The following is a 25,294-nucleotide window of genomic DNA, read 5'->3' on the forward strand; positions in this document are numbered from 1 at the left end:
GCCTGCCCGGTGTCGGTTTCGGAGCGTTCGATCGTGGCCTGCTGCCCGTCGCACGCGGCGAGCAGCAGCAGGCGCGCCACCTTCGGGGCGCCTTCAAGTTCGAACACGTCGACGGGCAGAGGGCCGTTGGCCTTGAGATACGTGACCACCTGCCGGGTGCGGGCCTTGATGATGCTGGACGGCAGATACTTTCCACCAGGGACCGCTTCACGTACGGCGTCCCACTCGCGGGGAGTGCGCTTGCCCGGATCGATGGGCCACGTCGCCAGCACCCCCAAGACCACATCGGCGCGCCACTTCGCCGAGCGCAGCACCCGCCCGGGCTGCTCCTGGGCCATGCGCACGATCCGGTCATTGACCTTCACGCCCTGGGGCGGGGCGGCACTCCAGCCCAGACGGCGCAGCGCCATCCACGCGTTCGACGGCAGTTTCCGACCGACCTCGTCCACGCCGGAGGCCAGCACATCAACATCGCCGGTATTGCAGTGTTCGGCCAGCAGGGCGGCGGCCATGTTGGACACGAGGTCCGCGCACCAGCCGACGCGTAACGTCACATCGGACGGCGACAGGCGTTCGCCGGTCTTCTCGTCCACTGCCCTGCGGAGCAGACTGCGGGCGCACGCGGTACGGGAGGTCTCACCGTCGGCGAGCAGCGGCTTTCGACTCACGCGGCGCGCCCTGCATCGCACTGGGCCGACTCGGCCAGCAGGCGACGCCGGTTCTCAGCCGACCGCATCCCGTACAGGCGGCCGGCGAACGTGGTGACCAGCGACGCGAAGTCCTCAAGGAGTTCGTCCCGGCTGCCGAGCTTCTTTGGGTGCAGCACCTCAAGACGGGCGCCGTACACGGACAGCAGGTGCTTGAGCCAGCCGACACCAAACCGGGCGAGCCGGTCCTCGTGCGTGACCCGCACGACGGTCACCGAGCCGTCAGCAACGGCCCGCAGGAGCCGACTCAGACCGGGCCGGTCCTCCCGCAGGCCACAGGCCCGGTCACGGAAGACCTTGACGATCTCGCCGGTGGAGGTGGCCCGCAGCTCCTTCTCCTGCGCCTGAAGCGAGGATTCCAGCTCGTGGGAGCCGGACACGCGCACGTACAGGCCCTCCAGGCGGACACGCTCGCCACCGGTGGAGACCTTCATCGCCTCCACATCGATCGAGGAGAACCGGCGCTCACGCCCGACCCAAGTCACCGGAAACTTCCCCGAGTCAGCCCAAACCGAAGCGTCACGGGGTGAACACCCAAACACTTAGCAGCTTTGAGAGTCGAAGAAGTTCCACACGATCACCGTACGAACACTGAAGAACTCTAAGCAAATTGATGAGCCTTGATTGGTGCGGCCGACCTGGCGGCCTGCTCGATCTTCGCGCAGTAGACTGCACGGGCTTCCTCATCGATCTGCTTCTCGAGTTCGGCGCGCAACCCGGTCCGGCCGTCGAGGCCCTCGCGCAGGATATCGGCGTGCCCGGCATGCCGGATGGACTCGCCGAGGACATGGACCATGATGGCGAACAGGATAGTGTCGGCATAAGGCTCCGGCCACCATGGCACGTGGCCGGGGGCGTCGTGGGGAAGCTCTTTGATCGTCGCGTCCGAGTGTTCCCACGTGCGCCGGTAGAACCCGATGATCTGATCGCGGGTCTCGTCCTCGGTCGCCCACAGATCGCTGCCGTTGGAGTCCTGCCACCGGGGCAGCGGTTCCGGGGAAGGGCGGTCGAAGACCTCGCCGAAGTACCTGGCCTCGACGGTGGCCACGTGTTTGACCAGGCCGAGGAGGTTGGTCCCGGTCGCTGTCAAAGGTCGGCGGGCGTCGTATTCGGACAAGCCGTCGAGTTTCCAGAGCAGCGCCTTGCGGTCCCGCCGCAGTCTCTCGTGCAGGTTGTCTTTCGCGAATTCATCGATCATGCGGCATGAGCCTGCCATGGGCTGCTCGTGGTCTCAGGATCCCGTACGTGGTCCGCAATGACTGACAGAGCCGAGGCTTGGCCATGGCCGCCGCCCTGACCTGCTACAAGAAGCTCGCGAAACTTGCCACGTGAGACAACCTTTCAGATCGATGCCATTTCCTCGGCGGAACGATGAGTCTGTGGCTGAGCCACCGAGCACGAGGACTACATGCGAGCTCAGATCGCGCGCCGATGAGTTTCCCGCGCCGCGCCGGTCTGTACGCGTGAGACCGACTCACGGAAGGCTGGAGCCATGCGGAAGCTGATCTACGGCATGAACCTGACCCTGGACGGCTACATCGCCGCGCCCGGCGACGACATCGGCTGGAGCGCGCCGAGCGACGAGCTGTTCCAGTTTTGGTCCGACCAGTTGCAGGCGACCGACCTGTCGCTGTACGGGTGCAAGCTGTGGCAGACCATGAGCTCCTACTGGCCGACCGCCGACCAGCAGCCCAACGCCACCCCGGCGGAGATCGAGTTCGCGCGCCGCTGGCGGGACATGTCGAAGGTGGTGTTCTCCTCGACGATCGACAAGGTCGACTGGAACACCCGCCTGGTCACTGGCGACGCGGTCGCCGAGATCACCCGGCTCAAGGCCGAGGACGGCGGCCCGATGGACATCGGTGGCGCGACGCTCGCCGGGGCGGCCATGCGGGCCGGGCTGATTGACGAGTACGTGCTGGCCACCGCGCCGGTCCTGGTGGGCGGCGGCACGCCGTTCTTCACCGCGCTGGACAGTTGGGTGAACCTGAACCTGGTGGAGACACGGACGCTTCCCTGCGGCGTGATCCTGACCAGGTACGAGACGAGGCGCTGAGCGCCCGTCACGCGACTCGAGCGCCTGCCGGGTCCACGCGAACGTGAACGCCACCACTGGTGTGGACAGCCGGCAGTGCGGCTTCACATCCACCAATACCGGACCCTGCTCAGTGGTCAAGATGTAATCCGGATGCGCTTGCGGGCCTTCGCCTCCACCACGGCCTTCAGGAGAAACGGCTGGGCCACGATGCCTCGTACCGCGGGATCGAAGTCGGCGAACAGCAGGCGTGCGAGCTCCAGACGCGAACGCCGATCATCTAGCCGCGTGGCGGTTGGACGAGTATGGCAACCCGATAAGCAAGCCCCGCCGCTTCGACTACGACCTGTCGGGCAACGCCACCCACCGCGACGCCCAACTCCGCCACGCCCTCACCCGCCTCCTGCACTGGGCCAAGGCCACGGGCGTGCAGGCCATCGCGATCGAAGACCTCGACTTCGCCGACTCCAAGACCCGGGAGAAGCACGGCCGCGGCAAGCGGTTCCGCAAGCTCATCTCCGGTATCCCCACCGGCAAACTCCGCGCACGCCTGCTGTCGATGTGCGCCGAAGCCGGACTCGGCGTGATCGCCGTCGATCCCGCCTACACCTCCCTATGGGGCGCACAGCACTGGCAGCAGCCCCTCTGCACCCCCCGACGCCCCGCCACCCGCCACCAGGCGGCAGCCGTGGCGATCGGCAGGCGCGCCCTCGGCCACCGGATCAGGCGACGGACGGCACCGCCCCGCCGGCACCAGAGCGATGCCGGCGGGCATCGGACCGCCCAGGCCCGACCCAGTGACCGGGGGCGTGAGGGAAACCGCCCCCGCGTACCCGGACCACGGACACGATCCGTGCGTGCTGAACACGGCAGGAACGCGGTGCACCAGCCCATCCAAGACCGTTCGGGATGGGTGCAGTGCCAGATTGATCTTCATGGTCACTTTGATCACTGTTCAGGAACGGTGGGGACAACCCCCTGAGGTGGAGGGGGCTCGGCCCCCCACGAGGCCTACGGCTGACAGGCTGGTGGCGGTGGGAGGGCCGTAGCCAGACTCGCCTGCATGACGATTTCCTCCCACGCCACGGTCACGGCGAGCCCGGCCGCCGTGCGGCCCCGCAGACCCCGCCCCGACGCCGGCAGCGACTTCGCCCGGCTCTCGCAGCGCATCACCGAGGCGGGTCTCCTGCGGCGGCGCCCCGGTTACTACACGGTGCGGCTCGGCCTGGTGATCGGGCTGCTGGCGGGGGGCTGGGCGGCCTTCGTCGCGCTGGGCGACACGTGGTGGCAGCTCGCGGTCGCCGCCTTCCTGGCCCTGATGTTCGGTCAAGTCGCTTTGGTGGCACACGACTTGGCGCACCGGCAGGTGTTCCGCAAGCGCCGCGCGAGCGCGATCTGGGGTCGGCTCTTCGGCAACCTCGGCATCGGCATGAGTTACGGCTGGTGGATGAACAAGCACACCCGTCACCACGCCAACCCCAACCACGAGGAACTCGACCCCGATGTCGCCCCGGACATCCTGGTCTGGTCCACCGAGCAGGCCCGCAACAGCAGTGGCCTGGCCCGATTCATCGGAGGCCACCAGGCGTTCTTGTTCTTCCCGCTGCTGACGCTGGAGGGCTTCAACCTGCACGTGGCGAGCGTGCGGGCGCTACGCTCACCGTCGATGAAGAACCGCCTGCTGGAGGGCACACTGCTTTTCCTGCACCTGGCGGCCTACGTGTCCGCGCTGTTCCTGGTCCTCTCTCCCGGCAAGGCCGTGGCGTTCCTCGCCGTGCACCAGTGCCTGTTCGGTGTGTATCTCGGCTGCACGTTCGCCCCGAACCACAAGGGCATGCCCACCTTCACCGGCGACGACCGCCCCGACTTCCTGCGCCGCCAGGTCCTGACCTCCCGCAACGTGCGGGGCGGCCGGCTCACCGACATGATGCTCGGCGGGCTCAACTACCAGATCGAGCACCACCTGTTCCCGAGCATGCCCACTCCTCATCTACGGCGGGCCCAGGTCGTCGTACGCGCGTACTGCGCGGAAATCGACGTGCCCTACCACGAAACCAGGATGATCCAGTCCTACCGCGAGGCACTCACCCACCTGCACCGAGTGGGCGAGCCCATCAGACGTCAACGCAAGGCGTCGTGACGGCAGGACCACACGCGGGGCCGCCGGGGGACGTCGACCTCAATCCATGGCGCCCTCAACGATCGACCAGACGGCAGAAGGTTCTCCGCAGAGTCGGTCGTCGGCGGCGCCGCGCTCGTCGGGCTTGACCAACTCCAACAGCGTGGACCGCAGACCTGGGTCGAGTTCTGTCGCCGTCTTCCGGCCTCCGCCCGGCGTACTCGCCCAACCGGCCCTGACCGGAGTCTGGTTCAGCCACCCCACGCGAGACCGTGCCCTCCTGGGCTCCGGCAGCACGGGTGGCGGGTCTGATCGCGCCCTGCCAGGGGACGGGACGCGGCGGCGAGTTCACCCAGTGATCGAGGCCCGGAAGTGGTACCGGTCGCCGCGGTACACCGCTGCGGTGAGTTCCAGTGGCTGGGCGTTCTGGTTGAAGGCGAGCTGGGTGGCGACCAGGACGGGGGTCGCATCGGTGATCTCCAGCAGGTTGCGCTCCTCCTCGGTGGGATGCCGGGCTTCCACGGAGTAGTCGGCGACTTTGGGCAGTTGGGGTGGGTCGGCGCGGCGGAGGGTGGCGAAGAGGGTGTCCTTGGTGAAGTCGGTTTCTGCCAGTTGCGGACACAGCCCGAGGGGCAGCCGGTTGTGCTCCAGGACGATGACGATGTCATCCAGGTATCGCAGTCGGCGCATCTCGAAGAGAGCCGCCCCCGGGCCGACGCGCAGGAGCTCGGACTCTTGGACCGTGGCCGCCCGGACCCTGGATTCCAGGACTTCGTCCCGGAGTTGGAAACCGTGTTGGTCGGCGTAGTCGGCGAAGCCTTGCACCGCCTGGCCGCCCCCGGGAGCGGACGATGGCCGGGAGGCGGGTACTGCGCGTTCGTAGCCCTGAGCGAGGAACCATCCTCGGGCCGGCGAGGACTCGATGACGTCGCGCTCCGCCAGTTCGTTCAGGGCGCTGCGCAGCGTGACGCGTGAGACCCCGTACCGGCCGGCGAGCGATCGTTCGGACGGCAGGCGGTCCCCAGGTCGGGCGCCGTTGGCGGCGATGTCGTCCAGAAGGCGTCCGGCGATCTGGGAGTACAGGGGCAGGGAGTCGGCGCCCAGCAGGCCCTGGGGGAGAGCGTTGTCCGATGGCATACCAGATGTATACCAGTTCAAGTAAGGCCAGTTCAATACCAGATTGAGACCATTGACGACCAGAACGCATACCAATAGCATTCCGGAGACGTTTCCGGAGGCATGCGTACCGTTTCGGGCCGCGCTCTTCGGCGAACCTTGGAGCGGATCATGTGGAACCCCTTGGACGAAGTGGTGCGACGCCAGAAGGCGGGTGAGCCGCACGGCATCACCTCTGTGTGCTCGGCACACCCGCTGGTCATCGAGGCATCCGTACGCCAGGCGCTCGCCTCGGGAGGCACCCTCCTGGTGGAGGCGACCTCCAACCAGGTCGACCAGTACGGCGGATACACCGGCATGCGGCCGGAGGACTTCCGCGAGCTGGTTCACGGCATAGCCACCGAGCACGGCCTGCCGCTGGACCGGGTCGTCCTCGGCGGTGACCACCTCGGACCCAACCGGTGGCGCTCGCTGCCGCCGCAGGAGGCGATGGCCGAGGCGGACGCCCTCGTCGCGGCGTACGTCCGGGCGGGCTTCACGAAGATCCACCTCGACTGCAGCTTCTCCTGCGTCGGCGACCCCGTACCGTTGACCGACGACGTGGTCGCCGAGCGCACCGCGCGCCTGGTGCGTGTGGCCGAGGAGACCGCGGGCGGCTCCGCCGGCGCCCTGCGCTACGTCATCGGCACCGAGGTGCCGGTGCCAGGAGGGGCCCACGAGACCCTGGAGGACATGGCGGCCACCAGCCCCCCGGCCGCACGGCTGACCCTGGAGCGCAACCGGGACGCGTTCGCGGCGTACCACGTCGCCGAGGCCTGGCCCCGTGTGATGGCCCTGGTCGTGCAGCCGGGTGTCGAATTCGACCACCTTCAGGTGTTCGACTACCGGCGCGAGCGGACGACCGAGCTGCGTGAGGTCCTGGCGGGCGAGCCGAACATGGTCTTCGAGGCCCACTCGACGGACTACCAGACAGTCGACGGGCTGGCCGCCCTGGTGGAGGACCACTGGGCCGTACTCAAGGTGGGGCCCGGGCTGACGTTCGCGCTGCGCGAGGCCCTGTTCGCACTGGCTGCCGTCGAGGACGAGCTCGTTGTCCCCGGGGCGCGCTCCGGGATCACCGATGTGGTCGACCGCCGGATGCGCGACGAGCCCTCCTGGTGGTCGGGGTACTACGGAGGAGACGCCGCCGAGCAGCGGCTGGCCAGGCGATACAGCTACAGCGACCGCATGCGCTACTACTGGCCGGACCCCGAGATAGCCGCCGCGCAGGACCACCTGTTCGCCAACCTCTCGGCCCTGGACATCCCGCTTCCCCTTTTGAGCGCCCACCTGCCCGACCAGTACCGGCGGGTTCGGACCGGCGCTCTGACCGCGACGCCCCGGGACCTGGTCGTCGACCGGATCCAAGACGTCCTGCGCGACTACGACCGCGCATGCCGTGTTCAAGACAAGGAGTACGTGTGACCACCTCCACCCACAACGCGATGCCCCAGGGCGGCGGGGCCGACCACACGGTCGCGGAGATCACCCAACAGCCCTCGGTATGGCGTGAGGTCGGTGCGATCGTCGCCGACGGGCGGGACCGTCTGGACACATTCCTCAAACCGCTGCTCGCCGAGAAGGAACTGCGAATCGTCCTGACCGGAGCCGGTACCTCGGCATTCGCCGGGGAGGTCGTCCGGTCGGCGATAGCGCAGGCCACGGGCCGGCGCGTGGACGCGGTGTCCACCACCGACATCGTCGCTGACCCCTACGCCTCCTTCCCGTACGACGTCCCCACGCTGCTCGTGTCCTTCGCGCGTTCCGGGGACAGCCCCGAGAGCGTCACGGCCACCCGGCTCGCCGAGCAGGTCCTGAGCCGCGTGAACCACCTCGTCGTCACCTGCAACAGCGCCGGACACCTGGCCCGGACGCACGGCGAGGACCCCGCGTCCCACGTCCTGCTCATGCCGGCCGCGGCCAACGACCAGGGCTTCGCCATGACGTCGAGCTTCACCAGCATGCTGCTGGCGTCCCTGCTCGCCTTCGGTGCGCTGGACACCGACGACATCGAGGCACCGGCCGCGGCGGCCGAGCACATCACGGCAGGAGGTCTGGACCAGGCCATCGACACCCTGCTGGCCCGCCGGCCCGAACGGCTGGTCTACCTCGGCAGCAGCAGCGCCCTGAAGGGCCTGGCCCAGGAGTCCGCGCTGAAGCTGCTGGAGCTGACCGGGGGCGCACTCGTCGCGTCCTCGGAGTCCTCACTCGGCTTCCGCCACGGCCCCAAGTCGGTGCTGAACAACCGCACGGCCGTCGTCGTGTACGTATCCAACGACCCTTACACGCGCCGCTACGACCTCGACATCATCACCGAACTGCGCGCGGGCCTCGCGCCCGGCAGCGTCGTGGCCGTCACCGCGTCGCCCGACGGATTGCCCGGGGACGACACCTGGCTGCTGCCCGGACTCGCCGGCGCCGACGACGCCGCCCTCGCCCTGCCCGCCGTGGTCACCGCGCAGCTCATCGCACTGCGTTCCTCCATGGCCCGCGGCATCCGGCCCGACAACCCGTTCCCCTCGGGAGAGGTGAACCGCGTGGTGCAGGGCGTGACCGTGCACCCGCTCCCCGAGCGACGGAACGACGTCGCGTAACAGCGTCCAGAGAAAGCCGAGCGGAGGAACAACGATGTTTCTGGGTGTGGACGGCGGAGGCACGAAGACAGCTTTCTGCCTGATCGACAGCGCGGGCACCATCCGGGCCCGAGCTCTCGGAGAGGGCGCCTACTATTTCGCAGACAACGCCACTGGTGGCGTCGATCACGTCGTACGGGTCCTCGAACAGGGGATCGGGGCCGTGACCAAGGCCGCGGGCATCACACCCGCGGACATCGACCACGCGTTCCTGGGCCTGCCCGGCTACGGAGAGGTCCCCGGCGACGTCGCCGCGCTGGACGCCGCCCCCGGCCGGGTACTGGGGCACCAGCGCTACGCGAGCGACAACGACATGATCTGCGGCTGGGCTGGTTCGCTCGGCGCGGTGGACGGCATCAACGTGATCAGCGGCACCGGCTCGATGACCTACGGCGAGCGGCAGGGCCACGGCGTCCGCACCGGCGGCTGGAGCGAACTGTTCAGCGACGAGGGATCGGCGTACTGGATCGCCGCCCGGGCACTGAACGTGTTCTCCCGGATGAGCGACGGCCGGTTGCCCGAGGGCCCTCTCGCGGAACTGCTGCGCCGGCACCTCGGGCTGAGCTCGGACCTCGAGGTGATCGACGTCGTACTCAACCGCTGGCAGGGACACCGCAGCGAGATCGCCTCACTGACCCCTCTGGTGGTCGAGGCGGCCGAAGCGGGCGACACGGAGGCCGCCGCCATCCTCACCGAGGCCGGCAGGGAACTGGCCCTGCTGGTGGACAGTGCCCGACGCCGCCTGGGCTTCTCCCCCGACGAGACCGTCCTCGTCTCCTACTCGGGCGGCGTCTTCCGCTCGGCCCGCGTGCTCGACGCGTTCACCACCGCGCTCAAGAACAGCGCGGCCGAGTACGAACTGCGGCAACCCCTGTTCGAACCGGTGGTGGGCGCCGCGATCTACGCGGCCAAGCTCGCCGGCACCCCTCTCGGCACCGAGGCACTGGCCACCCTGCGCTCCAGCTCGAACATCACCACCACGGAGGACAGCCATGACGACGCGTGACAAACGAACCTGGATCCTGTACGCGGGCCTGCTGGTTCTGTTCTGGGGTGTCTGGGGAGCGTTCTCCAGTCAGCCGACCGAGCGCTACGGCTATCCGGACGAGATGATCTACGTCATCTGGGCCTTCACCATGCTCGTCCCGGCCGCGGTCGCACTGCGCCGGGAAAGGTTCGACCGCCGCCCGATCGCCGCGGTGTACGGGCTCGCGGCCGGACTCACCGGAGCAGGCGGTCAACTCCTGCTGTTCCAGGCGCTGTCCAATGGTCCCGCGTACCTGATCTTCCCTGTGGTCTCCCTCTCCCCCGTGATCACCGTCCTGATGGCCGTGGCACTGCTCCGGGAGCGGATCGGGAAGCTCGCCGTCATCGGAGTGATCGCCGCGCTGATCGCCATCGTGCTGATCAGCATCCCCGCGGGCGCGGGCGGCTCGGTCAGCACCGGGTCCTGGCTGCTGTTGGCTGTCCTCATTTGCGTGGCCTGGGGAGCGCAGGCGTTCTTCATGCGAAAGGCCGCCCTCGGCGGCGTCAACGACGCGACGACGTTCGGTTGGATGACCATCAGCGGACTGCTCCTCGTCCCTGTCGCCATTCTCATGATGGGCGGGCTGCCCGACGCGCCGTGGCAGGCCCCGGCGCTCACCGCCGGCACCCAGATCCTCAACGCCGTGGGCGCACTGTTCCTCGTCATGGCGCTCAGCCGCGGGAAGGCGAGCGTCGTCGCACCGGTCACCAACGCCCTGGCGCCCGTCCTCACGATCGTGCTGTCGCTGGTGGTCTATCAGACCCTGCCGACGATATGGGCGACGATCGGCATCGTGCTCGCCCTCGGCGGATCGACGCTGATGGTCTACGCCGACGAGAAGCGCGAGGAGATCCCCCAGGCCCTGGAGCCATCGGCATCGGCCGCCGGCTCATAATCCGCTGCACTCCTGCAGCTTGGACCTGGCCCGCCCCAAGGGCGGGCCAGGTCGCTCCCCCACTGCAAGCCGAGCCCCCGTACGAGGAGTACGCACATGTCCTTGGTCCCCACCGGAGACCTCGTTGCCCGGGCCGCCGCCGAGCACAGTTGCGTCACCGCCTTCAACGTCATCACCCTGGAGCACGCCGAGGGCATCGTGACGGGCGCCGAGGCCGCCGACCGGCCGGTGATCCTTCAGATCAGCGAGAACGCCGTGCGGTACCACGGTGGACGGCTCACTCCCCTCGCACTGGCGGCATCCTCCATAGCTCAGACGGCAACGGTCGACGTCGCCCTGCACCTCGACCACGTCACCGACATCAGTCTGCTGCACCAAGCGGCCGACACCGGCTTCTCCTCGGTGATGTTCGACGCCGGGGCACTGCCCTACGCCGCCAACCTCGCCGCCACCGCCTCAGCGGCACGGTGGGCACACGAAGCGGGCCTCTGGATCGAGGCTGAACTGGGGTACGTGGGCGGCAAGCCCGACTCCCCCGCCAGTGCGCACACCGAGGGAGTACGCACGGACCCGGCGGAAGCCGCTGACTACGTGGCGCGTACCGGTGTGGACGCCCTGGCAGTCGCGGTCGGCAGCAGCCACGCGATGACCGAGCGGTCGGCGGCCCTGGACCACACACTCATCGCACGCCTTCGGGAAGCTGTTCCGGTCCCGTTGGTGCTGCACGGATCATCCGGAGTTCCCGATGCAGAACTCCGCGCCGCGGTCCTGGCAGGCATGGTAAAGATCAACATCGGGACAGCGCTCAACATCTCGTTGACCCATACCGTCCGCGAGGTGCTGCTCAGGGAGCCAGCGCTGACGGACCCGCGCAAATACCTCGGCCCCGCCCGCGACGCCGTGATGACCACCGTGCGAGACGTCCTCACCGTACTGGCGACCTGACCACGACACAGCCGCGGCCCTCACGTTCCACCCACGTTCAACAACCCGGTCAGAAATCATGTCCCGAGCAGGTAGGAGGGCGCCCGGTCTCGCGAAGGCCGGCTTCTTCAGCCCCTGGCATCAGCCCTCGATGCGCTGTCCCTCAGGTCTGGCCACGGCGCAGTGTGGCCAGACCGTCTGGCGTGTGAGCTGTGCGGCGTGGCCTGTGTTCCCCTGTTCCATGCTGTCGTTGGCGTGGACGCTCGTGCCGCTTCTGCCGGGTTTGCAGGAGCGGGAGCATGCTCAGTTGGTGTGGCGTTGGGTGGGGTCGAGTCGGCTGAGGACGGCGCGTACCAGGTCGCGGCTGTAGGCGGAGCAGGGTGCTGTGGCGGCCGTACACACGCTCGAAGCCGCCTGCGATCAACTGCCCTTCGGCCCAGGTCTCAGCCACATGGGCTGCCGCTCGACCGCCGCCTCTTCCTGCCTCAACTCAACGTCTTGCTCAAGCACTTGACGTATCTCCCCTGATCGGCAGATCCGCCGTTAGTTTGGCCCTGGCTCACATTCGGTGGTAGCGAAGCGTGAGGTCATCCGAGGAGAATGCGGTGACGTAGGAGCGTGAAGCGTGCCCGCCCATACATTTGCCTCGCGATGAGCTTGGTCTTGGTGTTCACACCTTCGGTCGGTCCGTTGCTGTATGGGAGAGTGAGCGCGGCGATGACGGCATCGCGGTCTCGGTCCAGGCACCGGGTGAAGGCGTGCAGATGGGGCAAGTCGACTGCGCGGACCTGGGCCGTCCAGCGCGGGAGGGTGTCGGCATTTGCTGGGTGTGGTGTCAGGAGCTGCGCGAAGTCCCTGATACGGGTGGCCAGTTGAGTCATCTCGGTGCAGGTGGCGGTGAGCCGGGCCAGAAGATCTTGGTGTTCGGCCTTGAGGCTGTCGGGCTTGGTGAGCAGCATCCGGGCGAGTCTGCGCGCGGAGATGTGACTGCGGTCGGCATCCGCACGGCCTTGGTTGATGTACTTGTGCAGGAGGTTGAGGCAGCCCGTGAAGCCGAGGGCCTTGATCTCTTCGAAGAGGTGCAGGACGGGGACGGCGGGGTCTTCGACCCGGCGTTTACGCAGGTGCTCGCGGTAGGGATCGACAAGGCTGGCGCGGTACTTGGGAACGTGGAGCATTCGTTCCGGCTGATCGGCTCGGGCGTAGCGTTTGACGGTGTTCAGGGTCAGCTGCAGGCGGCGGGCGCATTCGAGTAGGCCCACGCCCTGGTCGAGCAGGCCGTGGACGTGGTGCCAGCGTTCCAGGGTGGTTTGTGCGCGGGGCCCGTTGTAGAGGGGCGCGTCCAGCACGGTCGCCCAGCAACTGCTGTGCGCCTTCACCTCGCTCAGGGCGGCTTCGCACAAGTTGTGCCACAAATGCCAGCGATCAGCGACCTGTACCGCGTCGGGCAGGGCGCGGCGGATGGCCCCGGCGTAGGTCGCGGAGCCGTCACGGCACACGACCTCGATCCCCGGATGCTCGCACAGCCACGCCTCCAGGGTGTCGGCCGTGCGGTCGGGCAGCACGTCGATCCGCTCGTGCGTCTCGGCATCGATCACCACGGTGGCATAGCGATGACGCCGGCGCAGAGCGAAGTCATCAACGCCGATTACACGAGGCACCCGCCCGGTGGGCAACAACATGCGCAGCAGGGCGCGCAGGGCCGTGTGACGAGACACGCCCACCGCGAGTATCGCCAGCAAGCGTGCCCCGGCCCGCTAACTCCTTGACCGCAGCCTTGACTTGCCTGGTCAGGCGAGCTGTGCGTCGTTGGTATCGCTCCAGCACTCCAGGCACCTGCTCGCGGAATGTGTGACGGCAACCGCGCGTGGGACACACCAAACGCCGCACTCGCACACGGACGACCACCCGCCGCCCATCGACCGGAACGTCGGCCACGGTCCGCAGATGGTAGCCGTGCACCCGGGTCGTCTCAGCCCTGCAGCCCGGGCATGCAGCCGGCCCCTCGGACGTCCGGGCCCGCACCCAGATCCGCTCGTCCTCGTCGACCACATCTTCGACAGTCAGGGGACCCAGCCCGGAAAACGCTGTAGCCACAAGCTCGTTGACATCTCGCACGCTATGTCAACGAGCCCAGTCACGCTTCGCTACCACCGAATGTGAGCCAGGGCCGTTAGTTTTACAGTCCCATTTGACCGGCCTACTCCTTCACACAGCACAGATGAAGAGGGGGGATACTTGAAGGCTCCCCTCCCTGAAAGGAGGGGATTCTCCACCCTCCAGGGCTGATGTGGGGATTCACGGCTCAGGCCGCCACCTGAGCCGGCGGACCAGGAGGTCTTACGCCCTCGGCACCGTCCGGGCTCCAACCTGCCCGGACCAGCATCACACGGGCGGAGTTCTTGTCCCTGGGCGAGACGGCTCCGCACACGGTGCAGGCATACGTTCTCATCGAGAGAGGGAGTGCGTGCTTGGTTCTCGCCCCGCACGTTGCGCAGTCCATCGTGGTGTGCGCCGGGTGCACCAGACGGACGTCCCGTGCGTGCTTGCGCCCCATCTCGACCAGAGCGCGTTGGGTGGCCGCGATGGCGGCATCGGCCGCCTTGCGGGCCATCGTGGTTTTCGCGAGGAACTTCGGGCGGAAGTCCTCCACCGCCACCCCATCATGATCACGCATCACGGACTTGGCCCACTTGCGGCCGGTGTCCTCCCGCTGCCGCGCGACCTTCTTGTGCAGCTTCGCGGCCTGGGCCTGCGCCTTCCGGTAGCCCTTGGATGCGGGCCGGCCCTTCGGACGCCGGCGCCGGGCCATCATCCGCTGGTACTTCGCGAGCCGCTGAGCGGCCCGCTTGCCGTGCTCGGCATGCGGGAGATCGTAGGCGTCATCCGTGGTGGTGGCCGTCTCCTTCACACCCCAATCCACCCCGAGCACCCGCCCCGTGAGGGCAAGCGGTTCGCTCCGCGCGGGGGCAACGAAGGACACATACCAGTGCCCGAGCGTGTCCTGGTACACGCGCACACTCGACGGCTCAGCCGGAAGAGCCCGCGACCACACCACGCTCACCACGATCTGGCCCGCAAGGTGCAGACGACCGTCCTTGAGGCGGAAACCCCGCTTCGTGTAGTTCAGGCTCGGCCTGGCCTCCCGCTTCTTCTTCCAGCGGGGCATCCCGGCCCGGCGGTGCTGCGCAAGCCCGTCCTTGATGTCCTTCAACGCCTTCGCCCGCGACTTGGCGAAGTCCCGAATCACCTGCTGCTGCGGCACCGAGGCACCCTCGGCCAGCCACGGCATCACCCCGCGGGCCTCGGTCAGCATCCTGTCGAGCTGGGCCGGACCACACGTCAGCTTCTCGCCGGACTCCTTGCTCTGCTGGTGGACCTGCTTGGACTTGGCGACGCATTCATTCCAGAGCCACCGGCAGCGGTCCCACTCCGCTTCAAGTGCGCGCCGCGCGGTAGCCGACAGGCGCACACGAAAGGAGTACCGGGCATGCCCGGCCCCCTCCATGGTCGCGTCTGTCGTCATGCATCCGAACCTACCCGGAAGGACTGACACTTGAGACCTCTCGATCGCCACAGGCTCGCTCACCTCGTCGCGGGTGGACGGCCTTTCGCCCGGGAGGCGAAACCCCCATTTCCTTTCCTGCTCCGCAGGAGACCGATTCCTCCCCCGCCTGAAGGCCAGGGCATCCTCGGAGAAACCCCGTGAAGGCCCGTGGGGTGCGGTGTCAGGCCCGCTCCCCACGGGCTGTCGAAAGTGCCGGCTATGCGGCGGTGATGCGGGCGACGGCCCGTCGCGTCAGTTCACGGTCGTGAGGTGAGCCGTCCAGGGCGCGGTGCAGAGTCAGCCCCTCGATCAATGCGTCCAGTTGACGGGTGGTGTCTGCGTCGAAATGCTGTTCCAGCAGGTGGCGACTGCGGCGCATCCACTGTTGGGTCAGCTCCCGGTATTCCGGGTGGCGAGCGGCGAGGGTGTATAGCTCCTGGGCGAGGATGAGATCGCGGCGAGGCCCTTCAGAAAGGGTGTGAATCAAGTCGGTGACGGCTTCACAGGCCTGCTCGCGGCTGCCTGCCCGGCTGAGGTGTTGCTCGAAGACGGCCACGATGTGGTCGGCGAAGCGTGTGAAGGCTTGGCGTAGCAGGTCGCCGATGCCGGTGAAGTGGTAGGTCATCGACCCGAGGGGCACCTCGGCGCGGGTGGCGATCTTGCGGTGGGAGACGCCAGCGACTCCCTCGTCGGCGATCAGATCGAGTGTGGCGGCGAGGATCCGTTCGCGCCGCTGCGGGTCGATATGTCCGGTGGCCATTGCAGTTCCGGGCTAGAGGTTGCGCACAGAACGGGCAGGGTTGCCGACGGCGACGATGTTGGCGGGCACGTCCTTGGTGACCACTGCGCCGGCGCCGATGACGGCGTTGTCGCCGATAGTCACTCCGGGGCACACGATGACCCCGCCGCCAAGCCAGACGTTGTCCCCGATCGTGATGGGCCGCGCGGCTTCGAGCTTGTCGCGTCGGGGCCCTGGCTCTACGGGGTGGGTCGGAGTGAGGAGTTGAACGTTCGGGCCGATCTGGCAGTCCTCGCCGATGTTGATCTGAGCGACGTCCAGCGCCGTGAGGTTGTAATTGATGAAGGTACGGGCCTCGATGGTGATGTTGCTGCCGTAGTCGACGTAGAGCGGCGGCCGTACGTCGACGCCCTCGCCCACCGAGGCCAGGAGGTCGGACAGGATCGGCCTGGCCCCGTCGGCGTCCTCAATGTAGGCGGCCTGGTAGCGGGCGGCCAGTTGGATGGCGCGCTGCTGTCGCCTGGCGATCTCCGGGTCGTCGGCGATGTAGAGGTCGCCCGCGAGCATGCGCTCCACGTTGGTGCGCGGGTCGTCAGCGAAGTAGTCGGCCAGCATGTGTACGATCGTACACTCTCGAATGTACGAACGTACACCCTTCCTGATCGCGACGTTCGAGCTTCTTCGACTCCGACGTCCTTCGGGATGATCCGCGGCGGCAAGATCGACGCCGCCGTCCTCGGCGCAATGCAGGTCTCCGCCACAGGCGACATCGCCAACTGGATGCTCCCCGGGAAGATGGTCAAGAGAATGGGCGGGGCGATGGACCTGGTGCACGGCGCGAAGAAGGTCGTCGTCCTGATGGAACACGTGGCCCAGGACAGCAGCTTCAAGGTCGTCGAGGAGTGTTCCCTGCCCCTCACCGGCAACGGGGTCGTCCAGCGGATCGACACCGACCTGTGCGTCCTGGACATCACCACCCAGGGCCTGCGCCTGCTCGAGCTCGCCCCGGACGTCACCATCGAGCAACTCAGGGCCAAGACCGAACCCACGGTGCTCGAGGCGGGCGCCGGCAAGCTGAGCATCGTATGAGCCGTCGTACCAGGAGTCGGGACAGCGGTACGGGTGACTGCCATAGGAGGGATCCGGCGCGGAGAAGCACCGCCGGGTGACGGCGATGCCGGCGAGCGTCGACCCGCGACGACGGCCGACGCGGTCGTGCTCGCGCTGCTCTTGCCTCAAAAGACCAGCTCTTAGCGGTGCCCCGACACCGTCGCCGACACGGTCGGTCCCTGCCGTGAACTCGCAGGTCAGGCCACCTCCACAGCCAGGGTGCCCGCTCGACCCATCGGGAACAGGTGGACGGGAAGGGGCTCCTCTTCTGCTGTCTTGGTCCAGATGAAGGGCGGGAGCGCGGGCGACATGCCGGGAGAGTCAGACGCTCCTACCACTGCCCGGTACGGGTCTGCTGCCTGGCCCCGGCGGAGTAGTAGTCGAGTCCGCTATGCGGATGCCCTGAACGGCTTTCCCGGGACACTGGGACAATGGATATGTCACAACGGTTCTGTACGTCGCTTTCGTGAGCCCCAGAGCGTGCGATGTCTGGGCGACGCCCTCAATGGGGAGGGGGACCGTTGGTGCCCTGGGACGGGGGTACCTACGCGCGCGATTCCGACTCACGGAGGATACGACTCACATGCGTGTCATCGAGCCGCTGTACGCGGAGATTGTCCGCCGCAACCAGGGCGAGAGCGAGTTCCACCAGGCGGTACGGGAGGTCCTGGAGACTCTCGACCCGGTACTCGAGCAGCGGCCCGAGCTCATGGACGCCCGGATCATCGAGCGCATCTGCGAGCCGGAACGTCAGCTCATTTTCCGGGTGCCGTGGTCCGACGACTCCGGCGACATCCACGTGAACCGGGGCTTCCGGGTCGAGTTCAGCAGCGTGCTCGGACCGTACAAGGGCGGGTTGCGCTTCCACCCCTCGGTGAACCTCGGCATCGTGAAGTTCCTCGGCTTCGAGCAGATCTTCAAGAACGCGCTCACCGGCATGCCCATCGGCGGTGGCAAGGGCGGTGCCGACTTCGACCCGAAGGGCCGTTCCGACGCCGAGATCATGCGGTTCTGTCAGTCGTTCATGACCGAACTCCACCGCCACCTCGGCGAGTACACCGACGTTCCCGCAGGTGACATCGGCGTCGGCGGCCGAGAGATCGGCTACCTGTTCGGCCAGTACAAGCGAATCACCAACCGTTACGAGTCCGGAGTCCTCACCGGAAAGGGCCTGGGCTGGGGCGGCGCCCAGGCGCGCACCGAGGCGACCGGGTACGGCTGCGTACTCTTCACCGCCGAGATGCTTCACAGCAGGGGTGAGTCCCTCGACGGACAGCGCATCGTGGTCTCGGGTTCGGGCAATGTCGCGATCTACGCGATCGAGAAGGCCCAGCAGCTCGGCGCGACTGTGGTGACCTGCTCCGACTCCGACGGCTACGTAGTCGACGAGAAGGGCATCGACCTCGCCCTGCTCAAGGAAATCAAGGAGACCGGCCGCGGCCGGGTCTCCGAGTACGCCGAGCGACGCGGCAAGCACGTCACGTTCGTCCCCGGCACCGGCCCGTGGAACGTTCCCTGCGACGTCGCCCTGCCCTGCGCCACTCAGAACGAACTGCACGAGACCGACGCCCTGGCCCTCGTACGAAACGGCGTGAAAGCAGTCGCCGAGGGCGCCAACATGCCCACCACGCCGGAGGCCGTACGCATCCTCCAGGGCGCGGGCGTCGCCTTCGCCCCCGGCAAGGCGGCCAACGCGGGCGGCGTGGCCACCAGCGCCCTGGAGATGCAGCAGAACGCTTCACGCGACTCCTGGACGTTCGCTCACACCGAGGAGCGGCTCGCGGAGATCATGCGCCACATTCACGACTCGTGCTACACCACCGCGGAGCGCTACGGCAGCCCCGGCAGCTACGTGGTCGGCGCGAATATCGCCGGCTTCGAACTGGTCGCGAACGGGATGCTCGCACAGGGCCTCATCTGATCCCGCCGGTCCCACACGACACCTGCCAGGCTCCGTCCTCTCGGCATGAGAGGGGGAGCCGAGCACCTGTCGTGTCAGAGCGACCTCGTGGTGGAGTGCGAGCAGTTCGGCATCCTTGGCCTTCTCCGAACATGACCGCAGCAGGAGGAGACCGAGGAGTCAGCGGAAGACGAGGCAGGACACTCGCAACGTCATGCGGCCCGAGTCTGACGTGATCACTTCGAGCTGCAAAGCACCTTGCCACAGCGCTACATGTGACTTTTGGCGCCCTACAGGCTTCTTCGACTTCACCTTCGACCGCACCGAGGGCGAAGGGCATCGGGTGCTGGGCGAGGACTTCTACTACCGCACCGCGGCCCTCATCTCTGCGGAATCGTGGGGACCGGCGCTTCCGTCGTGATCTCGCGTGTGACAGCGGATGCACGGGGAGCCCCGACCAGGTTCCGCTCTTCCCATTCGTCGTTCGCCTCGATGTAGAGCGGCTCCAGGTACTCCCCGGGATCGAGACCGCGCTCGCGCATCGCGCGCTCCGTGCGCCAGTGGATGAACCGCGAGTGCGGAAGACCAAAGACCATCCGCTGGTCGAAGTCGATGTCCGCGGCGTCGGCGAGCCACTTCACCAGCAGGCCGCTCATGCTCAGTTCGAACTCGACGAAGGGGTGATAACGCTCCCATACGACCACCGGCCATTGGTCGGGATCAGGACCTGAAGTGCGCCAGTACACGGCACCCCACAGCCCTCCGTTGCCGTCCACCATGCGTAGGCCGCACAGTAGTGAGCCGGGGTCCGGCCACAGCGGGTAGGTGGACTTCGTGTGCTCGAGCCAGGCGTTCTTCTCCGCGCTCGGCGTCATTTGCCCCACCGACGGGATCCCGGACTCGTGTGCCGTACTCGTTGGGGGAAGCACCATCACACGCTCGTCGATGGTGCCCACCCCGTAGATGGTGACGAGATCGCGGAAGTCAGCGGGAAGCCGGCAACCAAGATCCCTCTCGACCGCCCGCCAGTCGACCTGCTGCCCGCTCTCCGGGGCGGGCGGCATGAGCGCCACGAGACGTTCCACATCGGGGTGCACAGTCGTAGTCCTCCACAGCCGCACAGCACACGAGCCGCCGCACTGTACGTCGTCCCCCTCTGAGGCACCCACGGAGTCATTCCGTTAGAAGTTCTTGGAAGTCATCTCATTTGGTAAGCCTGCGGTAGCAGATGAGGATGCAGGCGATACTGGTGAAGGCGAGGAAGTGCTCGGCTCTGCGCTCGTAGTGGCGGTGCAGTCGTCGGCGTCCCGGGCTCGATATCCGCGCCGGATCCGGCCCCAGTCCTCGTCAGTCCAGACTCGAACTGGCAACTGAGACACCGGCCGGGGCGTGTTAATCGGATGGAGGCGCCGGAACGACTCTCGGTGAGCGGGGCATCGGCAGCCATGGCGTGATCCTACGGAAGCAACACTCCAACAGGACAGCGGCCTACCTCCAGGAGCAGGGGCCCTGGGCAGGGGATGAACCTCAGCCGCCTTCCCGACGCGTCCGCAGCGTGGTGAATAGCGACTCTGCAAGACATCTTCACCATTACCAGATAACTGGATGACTACGACTTCTCCTTCCAGCCCGACCTGGACCCGCGCAAGGTCAAGGACCTCGCCACCCTCTCCTTCGTCGAGGCCAAAGCGAACGCCGCCCTGCTCGGAGCGCCCGGGGTCGGCAGGACCCACATCGCCGTCGCCCTCACCGTCGCGGCCTGCCGGGCCGGCCACTCGATCTACTTCACCAGCCTCGGCGACATGGTCCGCAACCTCACCGCCGCCGAAGCCGCAGGGCGCCTGACCCGCAAACTCGGCACCTACCTCCGCCTCAGCGTCGTCGTGGTGGACGAGGTCGGCTACCAGCCCCCGGAACGAACGGAGGCCAACCTCGTCTTCCAGGTGATCTCCAAACGCTACGAAAAGGGCTCGATCATCCTGACCTCGAATCCCTGGGCGTAGGCCTCGCTGGTCGGCTGCCCCAGGTCGGCGACATGGCGCAGTTACTCATAGGCATCGTGGAACTCTCGCTCCCGTGCCGGAAGGCCCTGGCCGATGCGGAGCTGCGGAGCGGAAGGGTGCGGATGAACTTCGGCCCCGGCCTCGCCGCCGCTCCGTGCCGCCGCTGCTCGGAGCGGCGGCACGGAGCGCCTGGCGGGGCCAGGGCCGGTACGAAGACCTGCGGCCGCGGATACGGGTCCGGGGCGGTGGGGTCAGCCGGCCCACACGCCGGAGTTCGCCGTGGTGTTTCCGAAGTCGAACACGAAGCGCGTGCCGTCCTTGACGTCCGTCGCCACCACGGTCCACTGGCCCGCCGGGGCGGTCTTGAAGGCGGACTGGCAGTAGGCCGCGCCCGAGGACGGGTAGAAGCAGACCGCGACGCTGGTCGTCGTGTTGGGCTTGATGTTGATGTCGTTGCAGTTGCTGGTCGTGGTGAGCCGGGACTGCCCGTTGTTCGGGACCCACCGGTCACCGGCCGGCTTGGAGTAGGACTTGGCGCTGCCGTAGCAGGAGGTCGCGGCGGCCTGCGCGTTCGGGGCGAGGATGACGCCGCCGCCGAGCGCGACGGCGGACAGCAGGATCGCGGACGCACGCTTGATCATATGCATGACAAATCCCCCTCGGGTGGTGGGCCAGGCTTCCCGTTCAGTTCCCCTGATGGCCCATGAATGTGATATCTCCGACGCCGGAGTCACAGCCCACGATGCTGTCCGGTCTTGGAGGACCATGGAAGGCGACTTCCAGTCAAAACCGGTCAGTTCTAGGCGAACCTCCGGAAGTCGATCGTCCGCCGGACAAATGTGAGCCGCTGTCGCGGCCGGGTGGCGTCGGGCTCTCGCGGGAAGGCACCACGGAACGCGGGGCGAACGCAGGTTTCCCCCGCGGCCCTGGGTGTTCCCGCAAGGCCTCCGGAGGCGCTCGCCACGATGCCGGCTGGACCGCCACCGGTCACACCGGCGAGCGAGGTCCGGCGTTCGGCACAGGCGGGAAGGCCGGGCCGGAGCAGGCGGCATCCGAACCCTCGGCCTGTTGCTGGGCGTGATGGTCACCAGCGCGGACATCGGGGACCGGGCCGCCGCCCAGGTCCTGCTCCAGCAGGTGGCCGACGCGCACCACCTGCTCGCCCTCATCTGGGCCGATGGCGGCCACACCGGCAGCCTTGTCGAGCACTGCCTGGCCGTGCTCGCGGTGGTGCTGGCGATCGTCAAACGCTGCGACAACCGGCGAAGGTTCGTGGTGCTGCCCAAACGGTGGAACGTCGAGCGGTCCTTCGCCCACCTGATGCGCACCCGCCGCCTGGCCCGCGACTACGAGCAGCGCACCACCAGCGCCGAGGTGCTGGTCGATGACCTTGCTCATGACCCGTCGTCCGGCCCGGCAACGCCCCTCGCGAGGGTGAACCGGCCCGGCGCCGGTTCGGTCAGCCGGCCGCGAGCGACCAGGCGTTTGGCTTTCGACCGCAGTGCCTCCACCCGCGTCGGCACCACCTCCATGCCGAACACCGCGGCCATCTCCTGGCAGGTCAACGGGCCCTGCCCGAGCCGGGCCCGGTCCGCGAGCACCTGCACGATGCGGTGGTAGTCCACCGACACCACCGACCAGTCCGACCCCTGCCGCCACACCGGCACATGCGACCTGGCCTTCGCCGGGTCCCTCGGCGCCGACCGCGTGTCCGCATCCCGCGAATCCGCGGCGGCCTCTGCGCCGGCGGGGGCACTGCCGCCGGAAGCCAGCACGGTGGCGACCCACCTTCTGGCGATCACCCACTCCTGCCACTCCCGCCCGGCCTCAGCCAACTCGGCCTGGACGCGATCGGCCTCCTCCCGCAACCCGTCGACTCGACGACGAGCGACCAACTCACGCTGTTCCAGCAGTCCGACAACCGACGGCATCCACGCTTGCGATGCACCGCACCGGACGCCGGTCCTTGACGGGCAGAACCTGTCTGACGCGGCACCAGGACCCGAGGCTGCCCGGGCTGGACACCGGGCGCCCACCGCTGCGCCCGGTCACGAGAGAGTCCGTCCCCTCCCTGGCGCCATCCGGGCCGTCGAAGGCCGGGCGCCTGAGCCGTACCCATGCGGCAGAGCACTGTCGCCCCGCCCCGTGAAGGGGACGGGGCGGGGCGAGAGCGTCACACCGGCTGGAAGCCACCGACCTGGGGGGATTCCCCACCCACTCCCAGTTTCGCTGCGGTCAGTTCGACGCTGCCCTTTCCGGTGGGGTGGGTGGAGGTGCCGGGCAGGACCCAGACCGCGCCGCGGTAGTGGTCCTCGCCCGGGGCGCCGACGACAACATCCGGGTGGCCGTCCCTGTTGAGGTCGCCGACCGCGAGGGTGGTGCCGAACCCGTCGCCCTGGGCCGAGGTCCCGGGCACCGACACCGTCTCCTGGGAGAGCTGGTACGAGCGGACACCGGGCGTGCCCGTCTTCTTGCCTGGGATGACGACGACGACCCCGGCATTGGCCTGGTTGTTCTGTGTCTGGCCGGGGACGCCGACGACGATGTCGGCGAGGCCGTCCTTGTTCAGGTCGGCGACGGCGACGGCGGTCCCGAACCCGTAGTGCGTGTGCGACGTGCCGGAGACGCCGGGCGTGTCCTGGCTGATGTGCACCGGCTTGGCCGCGAGGCCCTGTGGGCCGCCGTACCAGAGCGTGAGCTCTCCACCCCTGTGGCCGCTCGTGCCGGTCCTCGGCTCGTCGGGGTCGCCGACGACGAGGTCGTTGTAGCCGTCGCCGTTCACATCGCCGACAGCGGTGGTCCTGCCATCGGTCGAGAGGGGGACGTGGCTCCCGTCGCGGGGGTCGATGTACACCAGGCCACCGCTGTACCCACCGGCGCGGATCGAGGTGACGATCCGCTCGGCCCGTCCGTCGTGGTTGAAATCGCTGTACTCGACGACGGCCGCCGACCCGGTCTGCGGGTACAGCGTTGCGATCCTGGCCGAGCCGGCGCGTGTGAAGGTTCCGCTGAACTCGATCGACCCGGCGTACCCGGCTACCAGGACGCGCGCGCCGCCGCTGTCGCGTACCGCGGCGACGTCCAGACCGTACCGGCCGTACGAGCCGCGGGGCACCGGCAGTGTGCTCACCGCGGAAAGTCCGCTCTTGCCGCCCCACAGAACGGTGACGCTGCCGGCGTCTTTGGCGCTGCCCAGATCCTCGTCGGGCGCACCGACGATCAGGTCGCCGTAGCCGTCCTTGTCCAGGTCGGCGAAGGCTGTCGAGGCACCGAACCCGTCACCTGTCTCGGCGCTGTCCGGCACCTTCGCGGTGTTCTGTGTGATGACGACCTTGCGCGAGGCGGACACCCCGCTCTTGGAGCCATAGAGGACGACCACCGCGCCCGCGCCGTCCTTGCCTCCGACCTTGGCCGTGGGCGCCGGAACGACCAGGTCCCGGTAACCGTCCCCGTTGAAGTCCGCCGGCGCGGCGATCGGCTTCGCCACAGCATCGACGGGCATCAGGAGCGCGCCCGCCGCGGCGGCCGCAGCCACCCCGACTGCGACCCCGAGCCTGACGCTTCGCGTCTTCCCCATCTTCCCCACCCTGATTTTCCTTCAGTCGCACAGTCAGACGGCAGGAGTGTAGAGAGTTGGGGGGAAGCACCGGACACCACGCTGGGCCCTGGCTCGGGTCGCACGTTTTGCGGGCGGACCCACCGACGCACGTAGAGCGGTGCGGACGAGCACCTACGCAAGATCGTCGACAGCAGCCTGAGCAGCGAGACAACATCACGCATTAGACCTCAATAATTACTCAGTCCTGGGGGAACTTCAGGCAGGGCGTGTCACACCTTCAGGTTGTGACCTGTCAATTAGTGAGGCAGGAGGTGACGCGCGGAGTGCGTCACCTCCTGCCAAGGTCAAGAAATTGAGGACATGCCCATGAACCGAACGGCGAGTTCGCCAACGCCGAGATCGTGGCCACCCCCACCAAGAGCTCCGACCTGCGAGCCCCATCGCAGCGTGCGTGCGGGGAAGTCGCCGGCCGTGGACACGAGGCACGGAGACCCGAGCGGCAGCAGCGCGGATCGCGTCGTCGAGGAGCGCGACCGTGGCCCAGGCCGGCGGGGACGTGTCGGGACCGGCCGGTCCGTCCAGGCGCGCTACGGCGTGGAAGTGCACGGCCCCGCGAGCCCGTGAACCGGGCACACCCGGGTACCGGTCAACCGACCAGAGCACCTACGAGCCCGCCCCCAGCGATATCGACGAGGCACCGTCATCCCTGCACCACCGGACCTCATCCAAGGTCCGACAAGACCCCGGAGGCGCGCGCCGGACCTGTCCTGCCCTGACTGAATCGGCCGCGCCTCCGGTCCCCTGGCTGCCCATACGGGCGGGCGCTGAACACAGGCTTTGAGGTGTGGCCTCATCCTTATCAGGTCCTACCTTCTTGATCGGGCTGAGCGAGGCATTCGTAGGGTTCGTTCACCCAGGGGTGTCAGGTGTGGCTGTTATCA

General features: G+C 67.9%; 18 protein-coding genes and 10 pseudogenes. 13 read left to right on the plus strand and 15 right to left on the minus strand.

Annotation, left to right across the window (positions count from 1 at the left end; all coding sequences use genetic code 11):
• The 3 genes and pseudogenes from ABZ904_RS44205 to ABZ904_RS44215 form a co-directional block, all read right to left on the minus strand.
• Positions 1-593 (minus strand): annotated as a pseudogene (locus tag ABZ904_RS44205) (transposase); the annotation flags it as partial.
• Between the two features lie 71 nt (positions 594-664).
• Positions 665-1,192 (minus strand): recombinase family protein, encoded by a 528-nt coding sequence (locus ABZ904_RS44210; protein ID WP_361829768.1) that lies wholly within the window; start codon positions 1,190-1,192, stop codon positions 665-667.
• A gap of 116 nt (positions 1,193-1,308) precedes the next feature.
• On the minus strand, positions 1,309-1,905 hold the full coding sequence (locus tag ABZ904_RS44215; RefSeq protein ID WP_361829770.1) for a DinB family protein: 597 nt from the start codon (positions 1,903-1,905) through the stop codon (positions 1,309-1,311).
• Between the two features lie 294 nt (positions 1,906-2,199).
• Between ABZ904_RS44215 and ABZ904_RS44220 the strand changes: the two genes are divergently transcribed.
• The 3 genes and pseudogenes from ABZ904_RS44220 (at position 2,200) to ABZ904_RS44230 (ending at position 4,882) form a co-directional block, all read left to right on the plus strand.
• The gene (locus ABZ904_RS44220) at positions 2,200-2,763 is read left to right on the plus strand and encodes a dihydrofolate reductase family protein (RefSeq protein WP_361829772.1); all 564 of its coding nucleotides are present in this window, start codon (positions 2,200-2,202) and stop codon (positions 2,761-2,763) included.
• Positions 2,764-3,004: 241 nt separating this feature from the next.
• A pseudogene (locus tag ABZ904_RS44225) lies at positions 3,005-3,724 on the plus strand (IS200/IS605 family accessory protein TnpB-related protein); the annotation flags it as partial.
• Between the two features lie 81 nt (positions 3,725-3,805).
• Positions 3,806-4,882, plus strand: a complete 1,077-nt coding sequence (locus ABZ904_RS44230) for an acyl-CoA desaturase (RefSeq protein ID WP_361005110.1) — start codon at positions 3,806-3,808, stop codon at positions 4,880-4,882.
• Between the two features lie 108 nt (positions 4,883-4,990).
• Here ABZ904_RS44230 and ABZ904_RS44235 read toward each other — a convergent pair.
• Both ABZ904_RS44235 and ABZ904_RS44240 read right to left on the minus strand, forming a co-directional pair.
• Positions 4,991-5,159 (minus strand): annotated as a pseudogene (locus ABZ904_RS44235) (ISAzo13 family transposase); the annotation flags it as partial.
• A gap of 50 nt (positions 5,160-5,209) precedes the next feature.
• Complete coding sequence (locus tag ABZ904_RS44240; protein WP_361829774.1) at positions 5,210-5,998, minus strand: GntR family transcriptional regulator; 789 nt, start codon at positions 5,996-5,998, stop codon at positions 5,210-5,212.
• 150 nt (positions 5,999-6,148) lie between these two features.
• On the opposite strand from ABZ904_RS44240, the gene ABZ904_RS44245 reads away from it, so the two are divergent.
• From ABZ904_RS44245 to ABZ904_RS44265, 5 genes are all read left to right on the plus strand, one after another.
• Positions 6,149-7,441 (plus strand): D-tagatose-bisphosphate aldolase, class II, non-catalytic subunit, encoded by a 1,293-nt coding sequence (locus ABZ904_RS44245; protein WP_359410424.1) that lies wholly within the window; start codon positions 6,149-6,151, stop codon positions 7,439-7,441.
• On the plus strand, positions 7,438-8,610 hold the full coding sequence (locus ABZ904_RS44250; protein WP_359410425.1) for an SIS domain-containing protein: 1,173 nt from the start codon (positions 7,438-7,440) through the stop codon (positions 8,608-8,610). Before ABZ904_RS44245 ends, ABZ904_RS44250 begins: the two co-directional genes overlap by 4 nt.
• Positions 8,611-8,644: 34 nt before the next feature.
• Entirely contained in the window at positions 8,645-9,655 is a 1,011-nt protein-coding gene (locus tag ABZ904_RS44255) for a BadF/BadG/BcrA/BcrD ATPase family protein (protein ID WP_359410426.1), read from the plus strand.
• Positions 9,642-10,571 (plus strand): DMT family transporter, encoded by a 930-nt coding sequence (locus ABZ904_RS44260; RefSeq protein WP_361005121.1) that lies wholly within the window; start codon positions 9,642-9,644, stop codon positions 10,569-10,571. Before ABZ904_RS44255 ends, ABZ904_RS44260 begins: the two co-directional genes overlap by 14 nt.
• Before the next feature lie 96 nt (positions 10,572-10,667).
• Positions 10,668-11,516 carry a class II fructose-bisphosphate aldolase gene (locus ABZ904_RS44265; RefSeq protein ID WP_361829777.1) on the plus strand — a complete coding sequence of 283 codons (849 nt, stop codon included), beginning with the start codon at positions 10,668-10,670 and terminating at the stop codon, positions 11,514-11,516.
• Between the two features lie 566 nt (positions 11,517-12,082).
• Here ABZ904_RS44265 and ABZ904_RS44270 read toward each other — a convergent pair.
• The 4 genes and pseudogenes from ABZ904_RS44270 to ABZ904_RS44285 form a co-directional block, all read right to left on the minus strand.
• Positions 12,083-13,613 (minus strand): annotated as a pseudogene (locus ABZ904_RS44270) (ISL3 family transposase).
• 187 nt (positions 13,614-13,800) lie between these two features.
• Positions 13,801-15,021, minus strand: a complete 1,221-nt coding sequence (locus tag ABZ904_RS44275) for a transposase (protein ID WP_361829779.1) — start codon at positions 15,019-15,021, stop codon at positions 13,801-13,803.
• Positions 15,022-15,259: 238 nt separating this feature from the next.
• On the minus strand, positions 15,260-15,802 hold the full coding sequence (locus tag ABZ904_RS44280; protein WP_361006066.1) for a TetR family transcriptional regulator: 543 nt from the start codon (positions 15,800-15,802) through the stop codon (positions 15,260-15,262).
• A gap of 12 nt (positions 15,803-15,814) precedes the next feature.
• Positions 15,815-16,396 (minus strand): sugar O-acetyltransferase, encoded by a 582-nt coding sequence (locus ABZ904_RS44285; protein ID WP_361829781.1) that lies wholly within the window; start codon positions 16,394-16,396, stop codon positions 15,815-15,817.
• A gap of 66 nt (positions 16,397-16,462) precedes the next feature.
• Here ABZ904_RS44285 and ABZ904_RS44290 point away from each other — a divergent pair.
• From ABZ904_RS44290 to ABZ904_RS44300, 3 genes and pseudogenes are all read left to right on the plus strand, one after another.
• Positions 16,463-16,870: pseudogene (locus ABZ904_RS44290) on the plus strand (CoA-transferase); the annotation flags it as partial.
• Between the two features lie 604 nt (positions 16,871-17,474).
• The gene (gene gdhA / locus ABZ904_RS44295; protein WP_361829783.1) at positions 17,475-18,812 is read left to right on the plus strand and encodes an NADP-specific glutamate dehydrogenase; all 1,338 of its coding nucleotides are present in this window, start codon (positions 17,475-17,477) and stop codon (positions 18,810-18,812) included.
• A 268-nt stretch (positions 18,813-19,080) separates the two neighbouring features.
• Positions 19,081-19,176: pseudogene (locus tag ABZ904_RS44300) on the plus strand (methyltransferase); the annotation flags it as partial.
• Here ABZ904_RS44300 and ABZ904_RS44305 read toward each other — a convergent pair.
• On the minus strand, positions 19,172-19,888 hold the full coding sequence (locus tag ABZ904_RS44305; protein ID WP_361006058.1) for an SMI1/KNR4 family protein: 717 nt from the start codon (positions 19,886-19,888) through the stop codon (positions 19,172-19,174). The pseudogene ABZ904_RS44300 and the gene ABZ904_RS44305 overlap by 5 nt on opposite strands.
• A 106-nt stretch (positions 19,889-19,994) precedes the next feature.
• Positions 19,995-20,099, minus strand: a pseudogene (locus ABZ904_RS44310) (IS5/IS1182 family transposase); the annotation flags it as partial.
• A gap of 293 nt (positions 20,100-20,392) precedes the next feature.
• On the opposite strand from ABZ904_RS44310, the pseudogene ABZ904_RS44315 reads away from it, so the two are divergent.
• Positions 20,393-20,782: pseudogene (locus ABZ904_RS44315) on the plus strand (ATP-binding protein); the annotation flags it as partial.
• Positions 20,783-21,045: 263 nt separating this feature from the next.
• Here ABZ904_RS44315 and ABZ904_RS44320 read toward each other — a convergent pair.
• Positions 21,046-21,441: a hypothetical protein gene (locus ABZ904_RS44320; RefSeq protein ID WP_359401428.1), complete on the minus strand. Its 396-nt coding sequence runs from the start codon at positions 21,439-21,441 to the stop codon at positions 21,046-21,048.
• Positions 21,442-21,724: 283 nt separating this feature from the next.
• On the opposite strand from ABZ904_RS44320, the pseudogene ABZ904_RS44325 reads away from it, so the two are divergent.
• Positions 21,725-22,093, plus strand: a pseudogene (locus tag ABZ904_RS44325) (transposase); the annotation flags it as partial.
• Positions 22,094-22,188: 95 nt separating this feature from the next.
• Here ABZ904_RS44325 and ABZ904_RS44330 read toward each other — a convergent pair.
• The 3 genes and pseudogenes from ABZ904_RS44330 to ABZ904_RS44340 all read right to left on the minus strand — a co-directional run.
• Positions 22,189-22,725 (minus strand): hypothetical protein, encoded by a 537-nt coding sequence (locus ABZ904_RS44330; protein WP_361829785.1) that lies wholly within the window; start codon positions 22,723-22,725, stop codon positions 22,189-22,191.
• Between the two features lie 242 nt (positions 22,726-22,967).
• Complete coding sequence (locus tag ABZ904_RS44335; RefSeq protein ID WP_361829787.1) at positions 22,968-24,371, minus strand: FG-GAP-like repeat-containing protein; 1,404 nt, start codon at positions 24,369-24,371, stop codon at positions 22,968-22,970.
• Positions 24,372-24,836: 465 nt separating this feature from the next.
• Positions 24,837-24,974, minus strand: a pseudogene (locus ABZ904_RS44340) (replication initiator); the annotation flags it as partial.
• Positions 24,975-25,294: the final 320 nt, after the last annotated feature.

Origin of the sequence: Streptomyces sp. NPDC046900 (assembly GCF_040644975.1) — a bacterium.
Lineage (GTDB): Bacteria > Actinomycetota > Actinomycetes > Streptomycetales > Streptomycetaceae > Streptomyces.

What these genes read in the sequence shown, in the direction of transcription:
- ABZ904_RS44240 (WP_361829774.1), bottom strand. Translation starts at nt 5,998, where the DNA reads ATGCCATCGGACAACGCTCTCCCCCAGGGCCTGCTGGGCGCCGACTCC.
- ABZ904_RS44330 (WP_361829785.1), bottom strand. Translation starts at nt 22,725, where the DNA reads ATGCCGTCGGTTGTCGGACTGCTGGAACAGCGTGAGTTGGTCGCTCGT.
- ABZ904_RS44280 (WP_361006066.1), bottom strand. Translation starts at nt 15,802, where the DNA reads ATGGCCACCGGACATATCGACCCGCAGCGGCGCGAACGGATCCTCGCC.
- ABZ904_RS44265 (WP_361829777.1), top strand. Translation starts at nt 10,668, where the DNA reads ATGTCCTTGGTCCCCACCGGAGACCTCGTTGCCCGGGCCGCCGCCGAG.
- ABZ904_RS44230 (WP_361005110.1), top strand. Translation starts at nt 3,806, where the DNA reads ATGACGATTTCCTCCCACGCCACGGTCACGGCGAGCCCGGCCGCCGTG.
- ABZ904_RS44255 (WP_359410426.1), top strand. Translation starts at nt 8,645, where the DNA reads ATGTTTCTGGGTGTGGACGGCGGAGGCACGAAGACAGCTTTCTGCCTG.
- gdhA (WP_361829783.1), top strand. Translation starts at nt 17,475, where the DNA reads ATGCGTGTCATCGAGCCGCTGTACGCGGAGATTGTCCGCCGCAACCAG.
- ABZ904_RS44285 (WP_361829781.1), bottom strand. Translation starts at nt 16,396, where the DNA reads ATGCTGGCCGACTACTTCGCTGACGACCCGCGCACCAACGTGGAGCGC.
- ABZ904_RS44260 (WP_361005121.1), top strand. Translation starts at nt 9,642, where the DNA reads ATGACGACGCGTGACAAACGAACCTGGATCCTGTACGCGGGCCTGCTG.
- ABZ904_RS44275 (WP_361829779.1), bottom strand. Translation starts at nt 15,021, where the DNA reads ATGACGACAGACGCGACCATGGAGGGGGCCGGGCATGCCCGGTACTCC.
- ABZ904_RS44215 (WP_361829770.1), bottom strand. Translation starts at nt 1,905, where the DNA reads ATGATCGATGAATTCGCGAAAGACAACCTGCACGAGAGACTGCGGCGG.
- ABZ904_RS44245 (WP_359410424.1), top strand. Translation starts at nt 6,149, where the DNA reads ATGTGGAACCCCTTGGACGAAGTGGTGCGACGCCAGAAGGCGGGTGAG.
- ABZ904_RS44220 (WP_361829772.1), top strand. Translation starts at nt 2,200, where the DNA reads ATGCGGAAGCTGATCTACGGCATGAACCTGACCCTGGACGGCTACATC.
- ABZ904_RS44320 (WP_359401428.1), bottom strand. Translation starts at nt 21,441, where the DNA reads ATGCATATGATCAAGCGTGCGTCCGCGATCCTGCTGTCCGCCGTCGCG.
- ABZ904_RS44335 (WP_361829787.1), bottom strand. Translation starts at nt 24,371, where the DNA reads ATGGGGAAGACGCGAAGCGTCAGGCTCGGGGTCGCAGTCGGGGTGGCT.